The 20427-nt window shown below is 73.4% G+C and carries 15 protein-coding genes; 8 read left to right on the top strand and 7 right to left on the bottom strand.

Going from position 1 to position 20427, the window contains the following annotated elements; translation table 11 throughout:
- Positions 1 to 4: 4 nt before the first annotated feature.
- Positions 5 to 793: a class I SAM-dependent methyltransferase gene (locus AMK26_RS19120; RefSeq protein ID WP_338015582.1), complete on the bottom strand. Its 789-nt coding sequence runs from the start codon at positions 791 to 793 to the stop codon at positions 5 to 7.
- Positions 790 to 5610 (bottom strand): aminotransferase class I/II-fold pyridoxal phosphate-dependent enzyme, encoded by a 4821-nt coding sequence (locus AMK26_RS19115; protein WP_241837966.1) that lies wholly within the window; start codon positions 5608 to 5610, stop codon positions 790 to 792. Before AMK26_RS19115 ends, AMK26_RS19120 begins: the two co-directional genes overlap by 4 nt.
- A 141-nt stretch (positions 5611 to 5751) precedes the next feature.
- Here AMK26_RS19115 and AMK26_RS19110 point away from each other — a divergent pair, with 141 nt between their 5' ends.
- The 5 genes from AMK26_RS19110 to AMK26_RS19090 all read left to right on the top strand — a co-directional run bounded on the left by AMK26_RS19110 (position 5752) and on the right by AMK26_RS19090 (position 10289).
- Positions 5752 to 6462: a TetR/AcrR family transcriptional regulator gene (locus AMK26_RS19110; protein WP_073755896.1), complete on the top strand. Its 711-nt coding sequence runs from the start codon at positions 5752 to 5754 to the stop codon at positions 6460 to 6462.
- A 28-nt stretch (positions 6463 to 6490) separates the two neighbouring features.
- The gene (locus AMK26_RS19105) at positions 6491 to 7816 is read left to right on the top strand and encodes an MFS transporter (RefSeq protein ID WP_079277679.1); all 1326 of its coding nucleotides are present in this window, start codon (positions 6491 to 6493) and stop codon (positions 7814 to 7816) included.
- Between the two features lie 12 nt (positions 7817 to 7828).
- Complete coding sequence (locus AMK26_RS19100) at positions 7829 to 9010, top strand: anhydro-N-acetylmuramic acid kinase (protein WP_073755895.1); 1182 nt, start codon at positions 7829 to 7831, stop codon at positions 9008 to 9010.
- Positions 9011 to 9094: 84 nt separating this feature from the next.
- Positions 9095 to 9355: a WhiB family transcriptional regulator gene (locus AMK26_RS19095; RefSeq protein ID WP_073755894.1), complete on the top strand. Its 261-nt coding sequence runs from the start codon at positions 9095 to 9097 to the stop codon at positions 9353 to 9355.
- 163 nt (positions 9356 to 9518) lie between these two features.
- Entirely contained in the window at positions 9519 to 10289 is a 771-nt protein-coding gene (locus tag AMK26_RS19090) for a class E sortase (RefSeq protein WP_073755893.1), read from the top strand.
- Here the strand turns inward: AMK26_RS19090 and AMK26_RS19085 are convergent.
- Both AMK26_RS19085 and AMK26_RS19080 read right to left on the bottom strand, forming a co-directional pair.
- Positions 10263 to 11510 carry a cytochrome P450 gene (locus tag AMK26_RS19085; RefSeq protein ID WP_073755892.1) on the bottom strand — a complete coding sequence of 416 codons (1248 nt, stop codon included), beginning with the start codon at positions 11508 to 11510 and terminating at the stop codon, positions 10263 to 10265. The two genes, AMK26_RS19090 and AMK26_RS19085, sit on opposite strands and share 27 nt — an antisense overlap.
- Positions 11507 to 12283 carry an alpha/beta fold hydrolase gene (locus tag AMK26_RS19080; protein ID WP_073755891.1) on the bottom strand — a complete coding sequence of 259 codons (777 nt, stop codon included), beginning with the start codon at positions 12281 to 12283 and terminating at the stop codon, positions 11507 to 11509. Before AMK26_RS19080 ends, AMK26_RS19085 begins: the two co-directional genes overlap by 4 nt.
- Before the next feature lie 235 nt (positions 12284 to 12518).
- Between AMK26_RS19080 and hpnR the strand changes: the two genes are divergently transcribed.
- Both hpnR and AMK26_RS19070 read left to right on the top strand, forming a co-directional pair.
- Positions 12519 to 14030 carry a hopanoid C-3 methylase HpnR gene (hpnR, locus tag AMK26_RS19075; RefSeq protein WP_073755890.1) on the top strand — a complete coding sequence of 504 codons (1512 nt, stop codon included), beginning with the start codon at positions 12519 to 12521 and terminating at the stop codon, positions 14028 to 14030.
- Positions 14031 to 14133: 103 nt separating this feature from the next.
- A complete protein-coding gene (locus AMK26_RS19070; RefSeq protein ID WP_158071132.1) occupies positions 14134 to 16380 on the top strand; it encodes an MMPL family transporter in 2247 nt (748 codons plus the stop codon).
- Here AMK26_RS19070 and AMK26_RS19065 read toward each other — a convergent pair.
- Positions 16353 to 17078, bottom strand: a complete 726-nt coding sequence (locus AMK26_RS19065) for a class I SAM-dependent methyltransferase (protein WP_073755889.1) — start codon at positions 17076 to 17078, stop codon at positions 16353 to 16355. The two genes, AMK26_RS19070 and AMK26_RS19065, sit on opposite strands and share 28 nt — an antisense overlap.
- A gap of 18 nt (positions 17079 to 17096) precedes the next feature.
- Positions 17097 to 18350 carry a DUF3419 family protein gene (locus AMK26_RS19060; RefSeq protein ID WP_079277677.1) on the bottom strand — a complete coding sequence of 418 codons (1254 nt, stop codon included), beginning with the start codon at positions 18348 to 18350 and terminating at the stop codon, positions 17097 to 17099.
- 190 nt (positions 18351 to 18540) lie between these two features.
- Here AMK26_RS19060 and AMK26_RS36695 point away from each other — a divergent pair, with 190 nt between their 5' ends.
- Entirely contained in the window at positions 18541 to 18720 is a 180-nt protein-coding gene (locus tag AMK26_RS36695; RefSeq protein ID WP_143608560.1) for a hypothetical protein, read from the top strand.
- 476 nt (positions 18721 to 19196) lie between these two features.
- On the opposite strand, the gene AMK26_RS19055 is transcribed toward AMK26_RS36695, so the two are convergent.
- Positions 19197 to 20309 carry a S1 family peptidase gene (locus tag AMK26_RS19055; RefSeq protein WP_241837965.1) on the bottom strand — a complete coding sequence of 371 codons (1113 nt, stop codon included), beginning with the start codon at positions 20307 to 20309 and terminating at the stop codon, positions 19197 to 19199.
- Positions 20310 to 20427 lie beyond the last annotated feature (118 nt).

The raw sequence follows: 20427 nt of genomic DNA, 5'->3' as shown, positions 1-20427 counted from the left end.
CCGGTCACTCGTCCACGGGGATGCGGACCGCCTGGAGGAGCACCATGCCCGTGTCCCCGTAGTCCGGCAGTGTGGGGTCCTTGTCGACACGGGTGATCCGCAGTCTCTCGGTGTACGGGGCGAAGACGTGCCGTACCGCCGCGGTGTCCACCGGGAAGGCGGGCCAGACCAGGCCGGCGCCGATGTGGTAGCTCGGCATGTTCTCCATGAACGCGGCGACGAGGTGTCCCCCGGGGTGTACGGAGTGGATGAACAGCCCGCACAGCTCGGCGAATTCGTCCGCGTCCTCGGTGACGCTCTCGGCGACGAAGTTCATCGACGCGAGGTCGTAGGCGCCGGCCGGGACGGCGGTCGCGTCGGCGTGCAGCACCCGTACCCGGGAGAGGGCCTCGGTGAGGCTTTCGGGCAGGCGCGGATCGAGGCTGCGGCACAGGGCGTAGAACGTGTCCCAGCCGGCGTCGGGGCGGTCCAGTTGCCCGGCCAGGTAGGCGACGTTGGCGGCGCTGGGCTCCAGGGCGTCGATACGGCGGGTGACGGCCGCGGCGACCATCAGCGGGTACAGGTTCGGCCCGGCGCCGAACTCCAGGCCGCGTCCGACGCCGTCGGCGGGGAACTGCCGGTAGAAGCCGGCGTGGTGGCGGATGACAGTCGCGTCGGAGGCGTGCATCCGCCGGTAGTTCTCGGCCAGGTAGGCGGTGACCGGCCACTGGTCCCAGTCCGCGTCGGCGTTGAAGCGGCGGGCGTGGTGGCGGCGGTGGGGCACCTGGCCGTCGTCGTGGCGGGGGTCGGTCACGGCGCCCACCCCTCGGGTGGCTCGGCCGGGGCGAGACTCTGCTGGAGCGGGAAGCGGTCGGCCAGTTCGGTGAGCGTCTGGTTGAGCTGCTCGATCTCCTCGTCGGAGTTGAGCGCGGTGATCTGGATGCGGAAGCCGACCTGCTTGCGCGGTACGAGCGGGTAGCCGGCGAGGGTGACGTAGATGCCGTGGTCCCACAGGAAGTCCCCGACGGCGTCGAGGTCCCAGCTGTCGGCGAGCGGGATCTCGATGATGGGCAGGCCGTCGGTGTTTGGCGTGGCGACGCCCAGGCCGCGCACATGGTCCAGGACGCGGTGGGTCTTGCGGTAGAGGTCCGCGCGGATGGCGTCGCCGCGCCGTGCGTTGACGTCGAATCCGGCGAGGACGGTCGCGAGCGACGCCGTCGGCGAGGGCCCGGAGTACAGGTAGGGCCCGGCAGCGACCTTCAGGTGCGCCTTGAGCTCGGGGGTCGCGGTGACGAACGCCAGGAGCGAGGAGTACGACTTGGAGAACCCGGCGACCAGGATGATGCCGTCGTACGACTCGGCCAGGTGGCGCACGATGCTGTTGCCCTTGGCGCCGTACGGCGAGGTCTCAGCCGGACCGCGTTCGCCGATGATGCCGAAGCCATGGGCGTCGTCGATGTACAGCAGGGCTTCGTGGGCGCGGCAGATGCGGGCCAGGCGGGGCAGGTCGGGGAGGTTCCCGGTCATGCTGTTGACGCCGTCGATGCAGACCAGGCGGGCCGCGCCTGGCGGGGCGGCGGCGAGCAGCTGCTCGAGGTCCTCGGGGCGGTCGCCGTGGAAGCGCCGTACGGACGCGCCCTGTCCGCGGGCGACGAGGCACCCGTCGTACATGGTGCGGTGGGCGCGGGCCTCCACGCACACCTGGCCGCCCGCCGCGAGGACGGGGATCACGGAGGCGTGGATGAGGGTGATGGTCGGCAGCAGGAGGGTGTCCGGGGCGCGCAGCAGGTCCGCGAGGCGTTCCTCGATGTCGGTGTAGAGGCGCGGGTTGCCGATGAGCCGGGACCAGCTGGGGTGGGTGCCCCAGCGGCGTACGTGGGGTGCGATGGCGTCCATGATCTCGGGGTCGAAGTCGAAGCCGAGATAGTTGCAGGAGGCGAAGTCGGCCAGCCAGTGGTCGCCGCTGCGGATGCGCCGGCCGTGCACCTCGTCGATGACGGCGTCGCACATCCGGCTGGTCTTCTGCAGGCGCGACAGGTCGCCGACGCGCTGCTCGCCGCGCGCCACCGGGTGGGTCACGGTCCGGCGCTCGCCGCGCCGGCCGGTGAGCGGCGACACCTGTCGCTCGCCGGCCACGAACAGGTAGCGCCGGGCCTCGTCGGTGGTCATCGGCCGGGCGAAGAGGTATCCCTGGCCGAAGCGACAGCCCATGGCGCCGAGCAGGTCGCGCTGGCCGGCGTTCTCGATGCCTTCGGCGATGACCTGGAGGCCCAGGACGTCGGCGATGCGGACGATGCCCTCGACGAGTGCGACCTGCTGGCCGTCCGTGACGATGTCGTCGATGAACGACTTGTCGACCTTCAGTACGTCGATGGGGAACTCGCGCAGGTAGCTGAGCGAGGAGAACCCCGTACCGAAGTCGTCGATCGCGATGGAGACGCCGAGGCGCTTGAGCGTCCGCATGGTGGCCCTGATCTGCTCGTCGCGGCGCATCAGGACGGACTCGGTGATCTCCAGGACGAGGGAGCCGCGTGCGAGGCCGGAGGTGTCGACGACGCGCTGGACGACCTCGATGAAGCTCGGGTCGATGAACTGGCGTGCGGAGACGTTGACGTTGAGGTACAGGGGCGGGGTACGGGGACGGTCCCGCTGCCAGCGGGCGACGTCTCTCGCGGCGCGGTCGAGCACCCAGGCGCCGAGCGGCATGATGTGGCCGGTCTCCTCGGCGAGGGTGATGAACTGGTCCGGCGGCACGAGGCCGCGCCGGCGCGGCCAGCGGATCAGCGCCTCGAAGCCGGCGACGGCGCCGCCGTTGATCTCGACGACCGGCTGGTAGCGGAGGGCGAACGCCTCTTCGTTGATGGCACTGTCCAGGCCGGCCTGGAGTTCGTGCCGCTCGACCATGCCGGCGTGCAGGTCGGGCCGGAAGCGCTGCCACTGGCCCTTTCCGGCGGTCTTCGCGGCGTACAGGGCCAGGTCGGCGTGGCCGAGGAGTTCCTCCGCCTCGTCGCTGTCGCGGGCCGTGGCCACGCCCACGCACGCGGAGACGCTGGTGGCGCCGGTGGTGAGTCGGAACGGTTCGTCGAGGGCCGCGACGACCTGCGCGGCGAGCCGCTCGGCGTCCTCGGGCCCCCTGGCGCCCTCCATGAGGATGGCGAACTCGTCGCCGCCGAGCCGGGCCGCGGTGTCGGTGCGCCGCAGTGCGGCGGTCAGGCGCCGGGCGACGGCGACGAGGAGTTCGTCGCCGACGGAGTGGCCCATCATGTCGTTGACGACCTTGAAGTCGTCGAGGTCGACGAAGAGGACGCAGGTGAGCGTGGCGTCGCGGCGGCCGCGCAGCAGGGCGCGTTCGAGGCGCTCCAGCAGCAGGACCCGGTTGGGCAGGCCGGTCAGCGAGTCGTGGAAGGCGCGGTGGGTCAGCTCGCGCTCCAGTTCGCGCTGCTCGGTGACGTCGCGGAGGGTCAGCACGATGCCGTGGACGGTCTGCTCGTGGCGGAGGTTGCTGGCGCGGACCTCCACGTTCAGCCGCTGGTCGTCGGAGCGCAGCACGCACCAGTCGTCGTGGACGTCCCGGGCGTTCCCGGCGCGTACCCGGCGGAGCGTACGGGCGGCCCGGTCGCGGTCCTGCTCGTCGACGAGGCGGGCCAGGGGGGTGCCGCTGAGGAGGGCGCCGCCGAACATTCCCTGGGCGGAGGGGCTGGCGTAGCGGACGGTGTCGTCGTCGTCGACGATCAGGATCACGTCGGACGCGTTGTGCACGAGGGTGCGGAAGTACGCCTCGCTCCGGCGGCGGTTGATCTCCTCGCTGAGCCCGACGCGTTCGAGTGCCAGGGCGGCCTGCGAGGCGAGGGACTCGACCGACACGCCGAGCTGCTCCAGCCGGCGGCGGGGTCCGGCCACCAGCAGCGCCCCGATCAGCGGGTTGACCGCCTGGGGCGCTTCGAACGTCAGCGGGCTGAGCATCACCCGCGTCGCGGGCGCGAGCGCCGCCGCGGCCTCGGGCCCGAGCGCGTCCACGTCCAGCAGCCGCGTCCCGTCGACCAACCGGGTCGCCGCGTACGGCGCGTCGCGCCCCGCGTCCCGGCCGGCACCCGGTGCTCCGGCGGGAGGCGCCTCTCCGGTCCCACGCCCGACGGGACCGGGCGCCCCGGCGGAACCTGGCGCTCCGGCGAGAGGCGAGGGCCCGGCGGGGGCAGGGGCTCCGGCGACGGGCGGGGAGCCGGCGCCGCGGCCGGCGCGGGGGGCTTCTCCGGCACGGCCCGGGGCTCCGGCGGGGGTCGGCCGGCCCTCCCGGGCCGGGGCGCCCGCCGGGCGCGGGGCGCCGGGCCCCGGTGTCGTGTCGGGCGGCGGCGTGACCGCCGGGGGCGGGGCTTCCGGGTCGGGGGGCGTGCCGGTGGGGAGCGGGGCGGGCGTGCCGACGGTGCCGAGCGCGTCGGCGGGGATGTCCAGGTGCCGGGTCCAGGGCCGGCCGGACGAGGTGACCGGCCGCAGTCGCCGGTCGGCGTCCACCGCGAGCAGCACCGCCTCGTGCTGGACGCCCGGGCCGAAGAGGGTGGTGGCGGCCTCCTCGACACAGCGCGCGACGTCCCGGGGCGTGACCGCGCCGACGAGCGACGCGGCGGCCACGCGGAGGCTCCGCTCGCGGGTGACGGCCCTGCGGTGCTGGGAGACCAGCTCCCACAGCCGGGCCATCACCAGCAGGAACATGACGGCGGAGAACACGGCGATGACGGCGGCGTCCCGCACCGTGCCGAGCAGGGCCTCGGAGAGCAGGATGGCGGGCGCGATGAGCGACGCGCCGGCGAGGACGGCGAGGCGGCGCTTGGCGAGGCCGGGCCCGGGCTGGGGGACCTGCTCGGTGAGCCGCACCATGGACGGGTGCAGTGCGGCCAGGCCCCAGGCGGTGAAGAACACCACCCACCCCAGGTCCATGTAGGTGCCGACCCGCCACGTCCCCTGGAGTTGCAGCAGCCCGTACAGCACGTCCGAGGTGAGCATGCCGAACGTCCCGAGGGCCAGCAGCTGGACGGACCGCTCGCGTGTGCCGCCGAGGGTGAGCAGCCGGACCAGCATGGCCAGGATCAGGACGTCGCCGAGCGGGTAGGCGAGCGCGGCGGCCTGCTGGATCCAGGTCTGGCCCTCGGCCCTGGTGAGCGGGTTGATCAGGTGCACCCAGGACAGCAGGGCCACGCCAGAGGTGAGGATGAGCGCGTCGAGCAGGCTCGCGAGGTCGCGGGATTCGGTGCGGTAGCGGATGAAGCCGAAGAGCCCGGCGGCGAACAGCGGATAGGTGGAGAGGTAGAGGACGTCCGCGATCGACGGGAACGGGTTGGTCTGGCCGACCGCCTCGAGGATGTTGTAGGTGGTGTCCCCGGCCGTGAAGGTCAGGTTCGCAGCGGCGAGCATCAGCCATGGCCAGCGTCTCGCGGGCCGGTGGAGGCGGATGCCGATGAGGATCGCCACGACGCCGGCCAGCCCGATCACGGCCCACATGCTCGTGTGCCGTTCCGGAACCGTCAGGTACACGACGGTGAAGGGCATCACGAAAAAGACGTACGCCACCATCAGGCGGTGTGCGGAGACCGGTGGCTTCTTCCGGCCGGTGACCGGGCCGGGCCCACGGTCCGGCACCCGCCTGCCGTTCGGCCGGAGCCAGTGTTCCAGACGTGTGATCGGCTCCACGGTGACCTGCCGGTGGGTCTAGATCGCCCGAACGGGTATATTTACGACGTATATGTACACCTTGCTCCGATACGTGACGAGGGTCAAGGGATGCCCGAGCAGGCAGGTTCCGGGCGGCGACATCGTCGGCGTGGCCGGCTGAGCCGGGACCTGGTGCTGGCCACGGCGCTCGCGCTGGTCGACCGGGAGGGCCTGTCGGCGTTGAGCATGCGGCGGCTGGCGGCGGAGCTGGGCGTGGAGGCGATGGCGCTGTACCGGTACGCGGCGGGGAAGGACGCGCTGCTGGACGGGCTGGTCGAGGCGGTGTTCACCGAGCTCCTGGACACCTTGGACGAGGCCGCGGAGGAGACCGGCTGGCGCGGCGAGCTCCATCGCACGGTCCGCGGGATCCACCGCGTCTCGCTGCGCCACCCGCACGTGGTCCCGCTGCTCGCCACCCGGATGCTCGCCGTGCCGCTGTCCAGCCGCCCCCAGGCGGTGCTGCGCGCCCAGGAACGCCTCCTGGCGCTGCTGGCCCTCGCCGGGCTCGACGACCACCGTACGCAGCTGGCCTACCGGGCCGTGGTCGCCTGGGCCCTCGGCTACGTCTTCGTGGAGCTGACCGCCGTGGTGGACGACCCCGACGAGCCGGAACCGGCCATCCGGCTGGGCCTGCACCGTATGCCCGTGCACGAGCTGCCCCATCTGCGCGCCACCGTGCCCGCCCTCGCGGAGCGCGCGGGTGAGGACGTCCTCGCCGTGGGCCTCGACGCACTGCTGGACCGTTTCCTCACCGGGCCGGGAAGGGAACCGATGACGTAGTCGGCCGACACCGCCGGAAGGGCACCGCATGACGACCTCCGTGCACGGTCCCGCAGAGGAGGCCGCGGGCCCCCCGGGAGCGTCCACCGGCCCGCCCCGCTCGCGCAGAGCGCTGGTGGCGGGCTCGGTGGGCAACTTCATCGAGTGGTACGAGTTCGGCGTCTACGGCTTCTTCGCCACGATCATCGCCGCCAACTTCTTCACCCCCGAGGGCGGCAGCGACGCCGAGGCGCTCATCAGGACCTACGCGTCGTTCGGGCTGGCGTTCTTCTTCCGGCCGGTGGGCGCGGCGCTCTTCGGCCGCGTCGGCGACCGGATCGGGCGGCGCCCGACGCTGATCCTGGTGGTGCTGCTGATGACGGCCGCTACCACGCTGATCGGTCTGCTGCCCACGTACGCCACGATCGGCGCCGCCGCGCCCTGGTTGCTGACGCTGCTGCGGATCGTCCAAGGCCTGTCGGCGGGTGGGGAGTTCGGCGGCGCGGTGTCGCTGATGACGGAGTTCGCCCCGCCGGGCAGGCGCGGCCTGTACGGGGCGTGGCAGTCGTTCACCGTGGCGCTGGGCCTGCTCGGCGGCGCCGGGGTGGCGGCCGTCCTCGCCACCGTGCTGTCCGGGGCGGAGCTCGGGTCGTGGGGCTGGCGGCTGCCGTTCCTGATGACGCTGCCCATGGGGCTGGCCGCCCTGTGGCTGCGGCTCAGGCTGGAGGAGACGCCGTCGTTCCGGCGGCGGCACGGTGTAGCGGCCGCTGCTCCGGTACGGGAGACGGTCAGGGCCATCGCCTGGGGCGTCAGCCGGCTGATGGGCTGGTCGGCGGCCGGGTACACCTTCCTGGTCGTCATGCCGTCGTACCTGCAGAGCGTCCTGGACGCGACGTTCCAGCAGGCGCTGGTCGCCGGCGTCCTCGCCAACGCGGGCTTCGCGGCGGCGATCCTGCCGGCGGGCGCGCTGAGCGACCGGGTGGGGCGGCGCGCGGTGATGGTGTCCGGTGCGGTGGTGGCCGCGCTGTCGGCGTTCCCGCTGCTGAACCTGTTGCAGGATCCCGCCGCCCCGACGGCCGCCAAGGGCCTCGCCGTGTGCGCCGCCGGTGCCGTCGTCGGGCTGATGGCGGGGCCGGGGCCCGCGATGCTCGCCGAGATGTTCCCCACCCGCGTCCGGTACACGGGGCTGGGGCTGGCGTACGCCCTGTCCAACGCGGTGTTCTCGGGCTGCGCGGGCCTTGTCATCACCGAGACGATCAGACGGACGGGCAGTATCGACATCCCCGCGTACTACGTGGCCGCCACGTGCGCGGTCAGTGCCCTCGCCCTGGCCGCGCTGCGGGGCGACGACCACCGCCGTGCGCTGCGCGACTGAGCCAGGAGGGTCATGCGGGTCATCGGGCTGATGTCGGGTACGTCGTACGACGCCGTCGACGCGGCGGCCGCCGAGCTGTCGCTGGACGCCGGAACTCTCGTACTGACACCCCTGGGCATGGTGAGCGCCCCCTACCCCGGCGAGCTGCGTGCCGCCCTGGCCGCGGCCCTGCCCCCGGCGGCCACCAGCATGAAGGAGGTGTGCCGGCTCGACACGCGTATCGGCCAGGTGTTCGCGTCGCTCGCCGTGCGGGCCGACGCGGAGCTGTGCGACGGGCGCGCCGATCTGATCGCCTCCCATGGGCAGACCGTCTACCACTGGTCAGAGGACGGCACCGTGTACGGCACCCTCCAGCTGGGTGAGCCGGCCTGGATCGCCGAGGCGACCGGCCGCCCGGTCGTGTCGGGCCTCCGCGCCCGCGACGTCGCCGCCGGCGGCCAGGGCGCACCGCTCGTCAGCATCGTCGACGTGCTGTGGCTGCGCGGTCGCCCCGGCGCTCCGGTCGCCCTGAACCTCGGCGGCATCGCCAACATCACCGTGGCCGCCGGGGCCGGGCCACCGGCCGCGTTCGACACGGGGCCCGGCAACGCCCTGATCGACGCGGCCGTGCACCACGTCACCGGCGGCAGGCTCGGGTACGACGAGGACGGCGCCCTGGCCGCCCGGGGCCGGGTCGACGAGGCGCTGCTGCGGCGGCTGCTGGACGATCCGTACTACGCGCAGCCGCCGCCGAAGACGACCGGCAAGGAACTGTTCCACCTCCCCTACCTGCGTGCCGCCCTGGCCGCCCTGCCCGGCCGCGAGGCGCTGCCCGCCGAGGACGTCATCGCCACGCTCACCCTGCTCACCGCCCGGACCGTGGCCGATGCCGTGCGCTCGGTACGGGCGAGCGAGGTCGTCGCGTCGGGCGGCGGCACCCGCAACCCGGTGCTGATGGCCATGCTGCGTACGGAACTGGGCGGCATCCCGCTGCGCGGTTCGGACGAGCTGGGGCTGCCGTCGGCGGCGAAGGAGGCGTACGCGTTCGCGGTGCTCGGGTTCCTGACGGTCCATGGGCTGGCCGGGACGGTTCCGGCGTGCACCGGCGCGCGGCACCCGAGCGTGCTGGGTTCGCTCACGCCGGGCCGGCATGGGCTGCGGCTGCCGGAGCCGTCGGCCACGGCCCCCGTACGGCTTCGGGTGTCCGGCAGTTGACGTCATCCGGTGTCGATCGGTTTCAGCCCCTCTTCTCGCGGCGACCCGGAAGGGACGAACCAATCGACGGACTGGGAGAGTTCCATGAGTGACTGGCGCCAGCAGGCGGTGTGCCGCGACGAGGACCCCGACCTCTTCTTCCCCATCGGCAACACCGGCCCGGCGCTCCTCCAGGCGGAGGAGGCGAAGACCGTGTGCCGCCGCTGCCCCGTGCGGGAGCCGTGCCTGGAGTGGGCGCTGGAGTCCGGTCAGGAGGCGGGCGTCTGGGGCGCCACGACCGAGGACGAGCGGCGCGCCCTGAAGCGCCGCCGCGCCGCCCGCCGGGTTTCGCGGGGCACCGGCTGAGGTGCGGCCCGGGGGCGTCGTGACCGTGCGTTCCGACTGTGCGACGGAGCGTTCGCGGGTCTGTTCAGGGAACGCCTGACCGGTTTACGGTGGTGTGGCCGTATAGCGGCTGCCCATGTCCAGAGAGGTGGCCGACACCTCCCGGCTACCGATCCGGAATCCCATGCTCAAATCCCGAACCGTTTCCGCCGCGCTCACGAGCGCGCTCGTCGTCGTGCTCGTCGGCTGTGCCGCCGGCGGCAGCGGCGCCGCCGAGCGCCTCACGGCGCCGTCGGCCGCCCCTGCCCCGGGTACGCCCACCGCGGCGGCGGTCGTCGACCCGGCACCCGCGGCGCCCGCGACACCGGCGGCCCCCGTGGCGCCCGCCGCCCCGGTCGCGCCCTCCCCCGAGCCGTCGCCGAGCGAGACGGCACGCACCCGCGCCGCCGTGGTGGCCATCCCGGCCATCGGCGTCGAGGAGCTGCGGGTCGTGCCGTACAAGGGGACGACCGACGACTGGCCGGGCACCAGGATCCAGAACCGTGGCGTTGCCGCCAGCCCCTACGGGCCGGACGGCGGTGTGGGGCCCGGTGAGATCGGCAACTACCTCGTCACCGCCCACCGCCTCTCCGCCGGCGGCCCCCTGCGCGACCTCCCGGCACTCGATGAGGGAGACTCGGTCCTCGTCACGTCGGGCGGCACGGTCCACGAGTACCGGATCACCGAGACGCGCAAGACGTCCTTCCGCTCCAAGCGCTCCCTCGCCGAGCAGCGCGCCGCTGTCCCGGGCAAGCCGGGCGAGCGGCCCACCAAGGCGATGATCACCGTGTCCACGTGCGCGACGCCCGAGGACGACGCGGCCGGGAACTTCTGGCGGGACGCCAAGGGCAACCCGGAGCACCGTATCGACAAGGTGGGCGTGCTCGTCTCATCGAAGAAGGCGCAGGGGCAGTGACTTCAGGCCGTTGATGAAGTGGGAGACCAGCCGTCTCGGCGGATCGGCCCGCTCGTACGGCGGCAGCACGCGCAGCGCCTCCTCGTGCAGGACCCGCAGCTGGAGCCGGGCGAAGTGCGCGCCGAGGCAGACGTGCGGGCCGTCACCGAAGGACACGTGCGGGTTCGGCGAGCGGGCCAGGTCGAGGCGGTGCGGGTCGGGGAAGACCCGCTCGTCGTGGTTGGCGGAGGCGTGGAAGACGACCACCTTGTCGCCCCGGCGCAGCCGCTGACCGTGCAGGACGCGGTCCTCGGCGGCCGTACGGCGGATGTGCAGCACGGGCGGGTGCACGCGCAGCAGCTCGTCGACGGCGGTGCCGATGCCGAACTCACCAGCGCGCAGCCGCCGTTGTTCGTCCGGGTGCGCGGCGAGCGCGAGGAGTCCGCCGGGGGCGGCGCTGCGGACGGTGTCGTTCCCGGCGACGGTGAGGAGGAAGAAGAACATTTCCAGCTCGCCGTCGGCCAGGTCGGCGTGCGCGAGGGAGGTGAGGACGTCGTCGCCGGGGTGGTCGCGCTTGTACGCGGCGAGACCCTGGGCGTAGTCGAACATCTCCTTCAGCATGGCGGGCGAGCGCGGGTTGACGGGCGTACCGTCCGGGCCGAGCACCGGGGGCTCGTCCGGGTCCTGGTAGGCGATGACGCGCTCGGTCCAGGCGAGCAGCAGCCCCCGGTCGCCCCTCGGTACGCCCAGCAGGTCGGTGAGGTTGAGCAGGGCGTACTCGTCGGTGACGGCGCGGACGACATCGACGGTGCCGTCGCCGTCGCGGGCGGTGGTGTACGCGGCGGTGAGCAGCTCGCGGGCCCTGGTCCGGGCGGCGGCCTCGAAACGGTCGATCCGGCCGGGTGTGAACGCGCGGCTGACCAGGCGCCGGAGCCTGCCGTGGCCGGGAGGGTCCTGGTTGAGCATCATGCGGCGGATGAACGGCAGGTCCTCCGGGTCCGGGTCGCGGATCTGCGTGGCGCCCAGGTACGAGGAGAAGGCGCGGGTGTCCTTGAGGACCCGTACGACATCGCTGTGCCGGGTCACGGCCCAGAACCCGGGCCCGGCGGGCCAGCCCAGCACCTCGTACTCGTCCTGCCAGGCCACCGGGGCGCGGTCGCGCAGCTCGCGGTACGCGTCGTGCGGGATGCCGCGCGCGTACAGCCGGGGGTCGAAGACGTCCGGCGCCGGCGGCACCGTCACGCGGGGCCGTCCGCGCGGAGGAAGTCCTCGACGACCCGGATGAGTTCCAGCGGCGTCTCGTCCATGGCGTAGTGGCCGGCGCGGGGCAGCTCGGTGACCCGGCCCTTGGGGTAGCAGCGCAGCCAGGTACGGCGCATCAGCTCGGCACCGAGCGCGGGGTCGAGCGCCCCGACGACCGCGAGGGCGGGTACGTCGCTGCCCGCCACCTCGGCGTGGAAGTCCTCACGCGCCCAGGAGTCGAGCCAGGCGCGGAAGGCCCTCGGGTCGCTGCGTTCCACGGAGCGGCGCACCATGCGGTCGAGCCAGGCGTCCGGCCGGTCGCCACCGGTGGTGACGTCGAGGATGGCGCGCCGGTTGCCCGGGTTCTCGGCGGCGCCGGCGAACAGCTCCCACTGCTCGGGCGGCATCAGCAGCCCGGTGGCCGGCACCGGGGAGATGCCGACGAGCCTGCGGACCCGGCCGGGCGCGGCGGCCAGGACGCGCTGGGCGACGCTGCCGCCCATGGAGTGCCCGACGAGCGAGAACCGGTCCCAGCCGAGCCGGTCGGCCAGGGCCAGCAGGTCCCCGGCGGCCTCGGTGGTGGTGTACGCGCCGGGGGCGTCCTTGGCCTCCCCGTAGCCGCGCAGGTCCACCAGGGCGTAGCTGAACGCCGTGCGGTCGAGATCGGGCAGGACGGGCGCGTAGGCGGCCCGGTCGGCGAGCCAGCCGTGGACGGCGAGGACCCGGTGGGGCCCGTCGCCGGTCAGCTGGTGGGGCAGGAGGAAAGGGGCCACGGTCGCTCCGATCGGCAGCGGGAGTCAGCGGGAGTCAGCGGGAGTGGACGGCCGGACGCGATTACCTTGGCCTCCTCCCGGCGCCCCCACAAGACCGCCTCCGACGGCGGCGGGGCGTGCCGCCGGTTTCCTCGCACGAAGGTGCGGTCCCGGCGTGGCTCCTGCAAGAAATCTGGGCAAAGGGGCAGAAATGGTTCACGTAGCTGCCCTGTGCCGCCGTCGGCTGGAGACTGAGATGCGCGTGATGCTGGTTCACCCGAGTGCCCTGATGTACTCGGAGATCTTCCTGCGACTCGAGCCGCTGGGTCTGGAACGGGTGGCCGCGGCGGCGCGCGACGCCGGTCACGAGGTGCGCGTGGTGGACCTCCAGGTCCTCTCCCGCGACCTGCTCGACCGCGAGCTGGAGTCGTTCGCGCCCCAGGCGCTGGGCATCTCGCTGAACTACCTGGCCAACATCCCCGAGGCGATCGAGATCGCCCACCACGCCAAGGCCGCCTCCCCCGGGTGCTTCGTCTTCCTGGGCGGCCACAGCGTGTCGTTCATCGCCGAGCACGTGCTGGAGCAGGCCGAGGGCGCGGTCGACGCGATCGTACGCGGCGAGGGCGAACCGGCCGTCGAGCCGCTGCTGGCGGCGGTGCGCGACGGCGGGCTGAAGGACGTCCCGGGTGTGGTGTGCGCGGAGGGCCGCGGACCGGCCCCGAAACTGCTGGACAGCCTGGACAGTCCCCGGCCCGCCCGCGACCTGATGCGCAAGCGCAACCGCTACTTCATCGGGGAGCTGGACCCCTGCGCGTCGATCGAGTTCACCCGGGGCTGCCCCTGGGACTGCTCCTTCTGTTCCGCGTGGACCTTCTACGGGCGCAGCTACCGCAAGGCGTCCCCCGAGGCGGCCGCGGAGGAGATGGCGTCGATCCGGGAGCCGAACGTCTTCATCGTCGACGACGTGGCGTTCATCCGGCCGGAGCACGGCGACGGCATCGCCGCCGAGCTGGAGCGCCGGCGCATCCGCAAGCAGTACTACCTGGAGACCCGCAGCGACGTCCTGCTGCGCAACGAGGAGGTCTTCGCCCGCTGGACCCGGCTCGGCCTGCGCTACATGTTCCTCGGCATGGAGGCGCTGGACGCCGAGGGACTGGACCTCTACCGCAAGCGGGTGAGCCCGGACGACAACTTCAAGGCCCTGGAGACGGCCCGCCGGCTGGGCATCATGGTGGCCATCAACCTGATCGTCGATCCCGCCTGGGACGCGGAACGCTTCCGTCTCGTACGGGAGTTCGCCCTGTCCGTCCCGGAGATCGTGCACCTGACGGTGATGACGCCGTACCCCGGCACGGAGATCTGGCACACCGAGGCCCGCCAGCTGACGACCCGTGACTACCGGCTCTTCGACATCCAGCACGCCGTCGTGCCGACCACGCTCCCCCTGGAGGAGTTCTACCGGGAGCTGGTGCGCACCCAGGCCGTCCTCAACCGCAAGCACCTCGGGCTGCGCAACGCCATCGGCGCCATGAGCGTGCTGGGCCGCAACCTCGCCCGGGGACAGACGAACTTCGCGCGCATGCTGTGGAAGTTCGGCAGCGTCTACAACGTGCAGCGCCAGATGGCGGACCACCGCAAGCAGGTGCGGTACGAACTGCCGCTGCCCAAGCACCGTGCCACGCCACCCGGCCGGCAGGACCTGTTCATCCACACGAGGGCCCCCTCCCACGCCCGCCCGCAGGCCGACCCGGAGCCCGACGGCGTCTGACCCCGTACCTTCCGCCGTCCGAGTACACCCGCCGGGTCGCACGGTCCGTACCGGTGGCCGGTGTGGGAGGTTGAGGAGTCCCAGTCCAGGCGAGGAGACACGTGTGCGGTCCGGGTTCGTGAAGCGGCGCCTGAGCCTCCTGCCCACCGACCCGCTGGGCTCCCTCGCCGAGCTGGTGCTGCGCTTCCCCGTCCGTACGCTGGTGCTCACCGGCTGCGCGCTGCTGGTCGCCACGGTGGCGGCCGTGGGCGTCAACGAGAACCTCCACCACGGCGGTACGACACCGCCCGGCTCGGAATGGGCGCGCGCCGAGCACACCCTGTCCACGGCCTTCCGTGGCGGGAGCCCGACGGTGACGCTGGTGGCGACGGCCCGTGGGTCGGTGGACGATCCGGCGGCGGTGCGCGCCGGGACGCGGCTCGCGGAGCGGGCGCGCGGGCTGCCGAAGGTGGTCGGGGTCCGCTCGTACTGGACCGGGCGTCCCGCCTCGTTGCGCGGTGGTGACGGGCGGTCGGCGCTGGTGCTGCTGCGGGTGGCGAGCAGTGAGGCGACGGCGCACAAGGACGTGGAACCGCTGCTGCGGGAGCTGACGGGCCGCCACGGCCCCCTTGCGGTCGCCGCCACCGGGCCCACCCCGGTGGGGCTGGCCATCGAACGGCAGAGCCGGCTGGACCTGCACCGTACGGAACTGCTCGCCGCGCCGCTGACGGCGGCCGTGCTCGTCGTCGTCTTCGGGGGCGTCGTCGCGGCGGGACTGGCGTTGCTGGTGGGGCTGTGCGCGGTGGTGGGCGCTGTCGCGTTCCTCGGCGGGCTGTCCCACCTGACGGCGGTGTCGGTGATCGCGCTGAACCTCAGCACGGCGCTCGGGTTCGCGCTGGCCGTCGACTTCAGCCTCTTCATGCTGGCCCGCTACCGGGAGGAGCGGGGGCGGTACCGCGAGGAGCGCGACCCGGGCGAGGCGGTGCACCAGGCGCTGGTGGCCACGGTGTGCAGCACGGGCCGTACGGTGGTGTGTTCGGCGCTGACGGTGATGGGGAGCCTGGCGGCGCTGCTGGTGTTCCCGCTCGGCATGCTGCGTTCCGTGGCGTACGGCGGGATCGCCGTGGTGGCGTTGAGCGCCCTGCTCGCGATCACGGCCCTGCCCGCGGCGCTGCTCCTGCTGGGCGCGCGGATCGACGCGCTGTCGGTGCGCCGCCGCCGGCCCTGGACCGTCCCGGACGCCGGCCGCTGGTACCGCCTCGCGTACGGGGTGATGCGCCGCCCCGTACCGGTGGTCCTGGTGCTGGCCGCCCTGCTGACCGCGCTGGTCCTGCCGTTCGCGGGCGCCCGGTTCGGTACGTTCGACGACCGGGCGCTGCCCGCCGGTTCGGCGACGCGCCAGGCGACGGACACGCTGCGCCGGGACTTCGACCACCACGCGCTCAACCCGGTGCAGGTGGCGCTGCCGGGGCTGGACGCCCGCACGGGTGCCTCGGCACTGGACGACTACGCTTCGCGGCTGGCGCGGCTGGAGCATGTGGCGCGGGTCGAGACGGCGACGGGGACGTACCGGGAGGGCCGGCGGGTGGGGCCCCCGGAGCGGGGGCACGGTTACGCGTCACCTGCGGGGGTGTGGGCGGCCGTCGTCACCGACGTCGGTCCGGAGACGTCACAGGGCGCGGAGGTGGCACGGGCGGTGCGGGCCGTCTCCTCGCCGGTGCCGGCGCTGGTGGGCGGCACGCAGGCGTGGCTGGCGGACCTCGGGGACACGATCCGGGCCGGGGTGGTGCCGGCGCTGTCGCTGATCGCCGTGGTGACGCTGTTGCTGCTGGGGTGGTGCACGCGCAGTGTGGTGCTGCCGTTGAAGGCGCTGGTCCTCAATGTGCTGAGCCTGAGCGCCACGTTCGGGGTGATGGTGTGGGTGTTCCAGGAGGGTCACCTGAGCGCGTGGCTGGGCGGTTTCACGGTGACGGGGGTGACCGACACCGTCGTACCCGTGCTGGTGCTGTGCGTGGCGTTCGGGCTGTCGATGGACTACGAGGTGCTGCTGCTGGCGCGGACCGTGGAGGAGCACGAGGCGGGAGCGTCGACGCGGCAGGCGGTGGCGCGTGCCGTGCAGCGTACGGCCGGTCTGTTCACGGCGTCCGCGCTGGTCGTCATCGTCGTCATGGCGGCGCTGGCGGCGTCCGGTCTGCTGCTGCTGAAGGTGGTGGGGGTGGGCCTGGCCGTGGCGGTGTTCGTGGACGCCACGGTGATCCGGCTGCTGCTGGCGCCCGCGTTGATGGCGCTGCTCGGCCGGGCCAACTGGTGGCTGCCGGCCGTGCGGCCCGCCCTTCAGTCGCTTCAGTCCTTGGTGCCGATGAAGAGGTAGTAGGGCACGCGGGCCGGCAGGTACGGCACCGGGGCGAGCCTCTCCCGCACCCGGACGGTGCTGAACCGCGCGCGCAGGTAGGGGAGGTGGTCGGGGGAGAGGAAGACGTTGTTGTGGCTGAACCAGGCGGGCCACAAGTGCCGCCGCCACGCGGCGTGGCGGGCGCCGCCGGTGGGGTGTTTGCGTGAGACGTAGAAGTCGCAGACGGCGAGTGTACCGCCCGGCTTGAGGATGGCGCGGGCGTGGTCGACGGCCGCGAACCAGTCGGGCATCATCGTCAGCGCGTAGGAGAACACGACGATGTCAACCTGCCCGTCCTGGGGCCGGTAGTCGGTGGCGCTCGCCAGGACGGTCTCCACGTTGTCCCAGCCGGACCGCTCGACGCGTCGGCGTGCCACGTCCAGCATCGAGGCGGAGACGTCGACGAGGGTGATCCGCCGGCACTCCTTGCGGCGCCGCTCGTCGAGGTGCGCGATGTTGCTTCCGGTGCCCGCGCCCATGTCGACGAGGTGGGTGCCCGGTGTGGTGGGGAGCAGGCCCATCAGGGCGCGGCGCCCGTGCAGGAGGCGTTCCCGGAAGGCGTCGTAGTCCTCGGCCGTGGAGCGGTAGTAGGACTCCATGCGCTCGGCGGGCGTCGTGCCGGCGACGCGTGGGAAGGCCATGTGGCGGATGGTGCGCAGGTCGGACCGGAGTCCCATGCGGGTCCTTTCGAGGTCTCACGGCAGGTCGGCGATGTGGAAGCTGCCGTAGGTGTGCACCCGGTCCTGTTCGTGCAGCCGGGCGGCCAGCTCCGGGTGGCGGTGGAGCAGGTCCGTCAACCGTCGCGTACGGCCCTCGTGGACGACGCGTACGGGATCGAGGTAGCGGGTGCGCAGCCCGGCGCTGCGGTAGATCACCCGGGCGCCGGGCCGTGCCGCGTCGAGGATGGCCTGCCACTCCTCGGCCAGGGCCGGCTGGTCGCGCCAGCCCATCCAGTCCATGTGGTCCAGCAGCACGAACTTGGAGACGTCCGGCCGGGGCCGCGCCTCGGTGAGGAACCCGGTGACGGTCGTGGTCCGCACGTCCAGGCGCGGCAGGGCGTCGCGGAGGCGGGGGAAGTTGGCGGCCTTCAGGTACTCGGGACAGCACGTCGCCGTGTACGAGCCGGTGATGTAGGCGCGCCAGAAGTAGTTGTCGGCGATGGGCAGCCGGCCGAAAATCGCGTCGAACCCGTCGTGGACGAGCTGGGCCGTACCGCCCGCGTACTCCTCGGCGATCTCCCGGCGCTGCTCGGGCGGGACCCCGGCGAGGTTCAGGGCGAGCGGCTGGGAGGCGAGGCGGGCCGCCGACCAGAGCTTGTCGCGCAGCCGGGACTCGTAGATGTGCCGCTGCTGCGCGAGCGTGGGGGCGGCCAGCAGCTCCTCCAGGTGCGGGCCGAGGCCCTGGAAACGGCGCAGGAAGAGCATCAGGCCCTTCGCGAGGAAGCCGGAGGTGCCCCGGTAGTAGAAGGAGTTGCGCCAGCCCCGGCCGGCGAAGGCGTCGATGTAGCCGTCCCAGTACCGCTGCGCGAAGGGCGACAGGTCGGCGCGCAGCGCGTCCCGGTACATCTCGCGGGCCCGTACGGAGCGACCGGCGCCGAACAGTTCGAAGAACTCGGCGTGGGACAGCCGCCGGACGCCGGCCGCCTTCAGCTCCAGCAGGGCGTTCTGGCGGGGGTTGACGTCGACGGCGGTGACCCGGCCGGCTCCGGCGAGCAGGTAGTCCAGGGCGTTGCAGCCGCCGCTGGTGATGACCAGGACGTGGTCGCCGGGGCCCAGGCCGAGGGCCTGGCGGTCGAGCGCCGGGTCCTCCCAGCACGCGTTGTAGACCAGTTTCCGGTCGTGCAGGGCGGCGAACATCCGCCCTGCCAACGGGGTGCCCGCGCGGGGCCCCGGCAGCGCCGGGGAGTGGGCGGCGACCGGCGTCACGTCGGCGGAGGGGTACGAGGGCATGACCCTCACCTTGCTGGATCGAGCGCCCCGGCCCGTGCGGAGACACCCGGATTCCCCCGGCCGGCCGAACCCGGCCGGTGACGCACTAGGCCGGGCGAGCGGCTTCCGGCGCCGGTCCGGGCCCGTGCGGCTGCCGCACAGGCCGGGGCGGGGGACGCTGGCCGGTGGACCGACCGAGGGAGGAACCACGATGGGACGACCACGACGACCGGCCGTGACGCCCATGGGCCTGGCCGGCACCGCCGTCACCCTGGCCGCGCTCACCCTGGCGGTACGCGGCCGACAGCGCCCGCCCCGCCGCCCGGCTCCCCACCACGACGCGCCCGAGCGCCGCCGCTGGATGCCGCTCCTCCTGATCCCCGGCGCCTAAGCGCCGCAGTACGCCGCGCACGCCGAGCGGCCGCGGTGCGCCGTGCCGCACGGGCAGCCGTACGCGACGCCCCGCCGCGCGGGGGTGGCGACGCGGGCTCGCGGAACGCCTCCGGACGCCGTGGAGTCCCGCAGCGAAGCCGCCCGCGCCGGCGTCGCGGGTGCGCGCAGGTGGCCGCGACGTCCCGTCGCCGTCACCGTCGCGCCAACGCTCACCGTCGTGGCGGAGTGAGGCACCGCCACCATCGGTGGGAACCCGCCCGCCCGGCTCGGTGGGCGCCGTGCCGGTCGAGCCGTTGTCGAGGCGGTGTCCCAGCCCGGGCCCTGTCTGGTCGTCGGGGCGGCGCCCGGGACGCCGCCGGGGGGCGGGGGCGCGCCCGTCACCCCGCGCCGGCGCGGGTGCACCCGGCGGTACGGGTGCACCCAGCCGTGCGGGACAGCGCGGATGGGCGCCCCTGGGCGGGGCGCCCGTCCGCGTCAGCCGCCGATGCGGGCGCCGACCGCGGCGAGTGCGGTCGTCACGGGCTGGAAGAACGTCTCGCCGCCCACGTCGCAGTTGCCGCTGCCGCCCGAGGTGAGGCCGATCGCGTCCCCCTCCCTGGTGAACAGGGAGCCGCCGCTGTCGCCGGGCTCGGCGCACACGTTGGTCTGGATGAGCCCGGTGACGGTGCCCTCCGGGTAGTTCACGGTGGCGTTCAGGCCGGTGACCTGTCCGTCCCGCAGCCCGGTGGTGCTGCCCATCCGGAACACCTGCTGCCCGACCGCCGCCTCGGCCGCCTGCCCGATCGGCAGCTTCTGCCCGCCGCCCACGTCGACGACGCTCGGGGCCTCGGCGTCCGGGTCGTCGTACGTGACGAGGCCGAAGTCGCCCTCGCCGGGGAAGACGCTTCGCTGCACCGAACCGAGCGGCACGCCGTTCCGGTCCGCCCACTGCTGTGACGAGGCCGTGCAGTGCCCGGCGGTGAGGAACCCGCTCCGCCCGTCCTGGGTGGTGACGTTGAAGCCGAGCGAGCAGCGCGAGCCGCCGCCGAAGATGGCGTCCCCGCCGTCGACGAACGTCGTGAACTCGCCCTTCGACTTCTGGATCCGGGCCATGCCCGGTCCCAAGGACTCGACCGCCGACTCCAGCGTGTCCCACCGCTCGCCGGTGACCGTGCGGTCGGCGGTGACCAGGACCTGGTTGGTTCTGGGGTCGACGGCCCACGCCGTCCCGGGGATCCCCGCCTTGCGCGACAGCGTCCGCGTGGCCGAGGTCAGCTCGCCGGTGCTGTTGCGTACGGAGCGGGCGACCGCGCCGGCCTGTTCGACGCGGGCCCTCATGGTGTCGTCGCCGTCCGCCACGTTGACGACGAGCTGCCGCTTGGCCGCGTCGTAGTACGCCCCTCCGTAGGAGTCGCCGAGGGACTCGCCGAGCTGCCCGGCCACCTGTGCGGCCGACGCGGCGCTCAGGGTCTTGGCGGTGACCTGCCCCGGTTCGGGTCCGGACTGGGAAGCATTGGCGTTGGGCAGCAGGATCGCCGCCGCGGCCATGCCGACCGCCCCCGCTCCGGCGAGGACGGCTGTTCGCTTGGGTATGCGCCTGTGACTCAACTCCGCTGCTCCTGCTGCTCGTTCGGACTCCGGCTGCCGACGGCGACCGGGGGACGCGTCCGCCTTTGGGTACGGACGGTGCGGCGGTTGTGTTCAGCCCTGCTGGGGATGATCGGGC

It is taken from the genome of Streptomyces sp. CB03234 (assembly GCF_001905885.1).
GTDB lineage: Bacteria > Actinomycetota > Actinomycetes > Streptomycetales > Streptomycetaceae > Streptomyces.
This window is presented reverse-complemented; position numbering and strand designations above follow the sequence as displayed.

What these genes read in the sequence shown, in the direction of transcription:
- AMK26_RS19110 (WP_073755896.1), top strand. Translation starts at nt 5,752, where the DNA reads ATGCCCGAGCAGGCAGGTTCCGGGCGGCGACATCGTCGGCGTGGCCGG.
- AMK26_RS19105 (WP_079277679.1), top strand. Translation starts at nt 6,491, where the DNA reads ATGACGACCTCCGTGCACGGTCCCGCAGAGGAGGCCGCGGGCCCCCCG.
- AMK26_RS19100 (WP_073755895.1), top strand. Translation starts at nt 7,829, where the DNA reads ATGCGGGTCATCGGGCTGATGTCGGGTACGTCGTACGACGCCGTCGAC.
- AMK26_RS19095 (WP_073755894.1), top strand. Translation starts at nt 9,095, where the DNA reads ATGAGTGACTGGCGCCAGCAGGCGGTGTGCCGCGACGAGGACCCCGAC.
- AMK26_RS19090 (WP_073755893.1), top strand. Translation starts at nt 9,519, where the DNA reads ATGCTCAAATCCCGAACCGTTTCCGCCGCGCTCACGAGCGCGCTCGTC.
- hpnR (WP_073755890.1), top strand. Translation starts at nt 12,519, where the DNA reads ATGCGCGTGATGCTGGTTCACCCGAGTGCCCTGATGTACTCGGAGATC.
- AMK26_RS19065 (WP_073755889.1), bottom strand. Translation starts at nt 17,078, where the DNA reads ATGGGACTCCGGTCCGACCTGCGCACCATCCGCCACATGGCCTTCCCA.
- AMK26_RS19060 (WP_079277677.1), bottom strand. Translation starts at nt 18,350, where the DNA reads ATGCCCTCGTACCCCTCCGCCGACGTGACGCCGGTCGCCGCCCACTCC.
- AMK26_RS36695 (WP_143608560.1), top strand. Translation starts at nt 18,541, where the DNA reads ATGGGACGACCACGACGACCGGCCGTGACGCCCATGGGCCTGGCCGGC.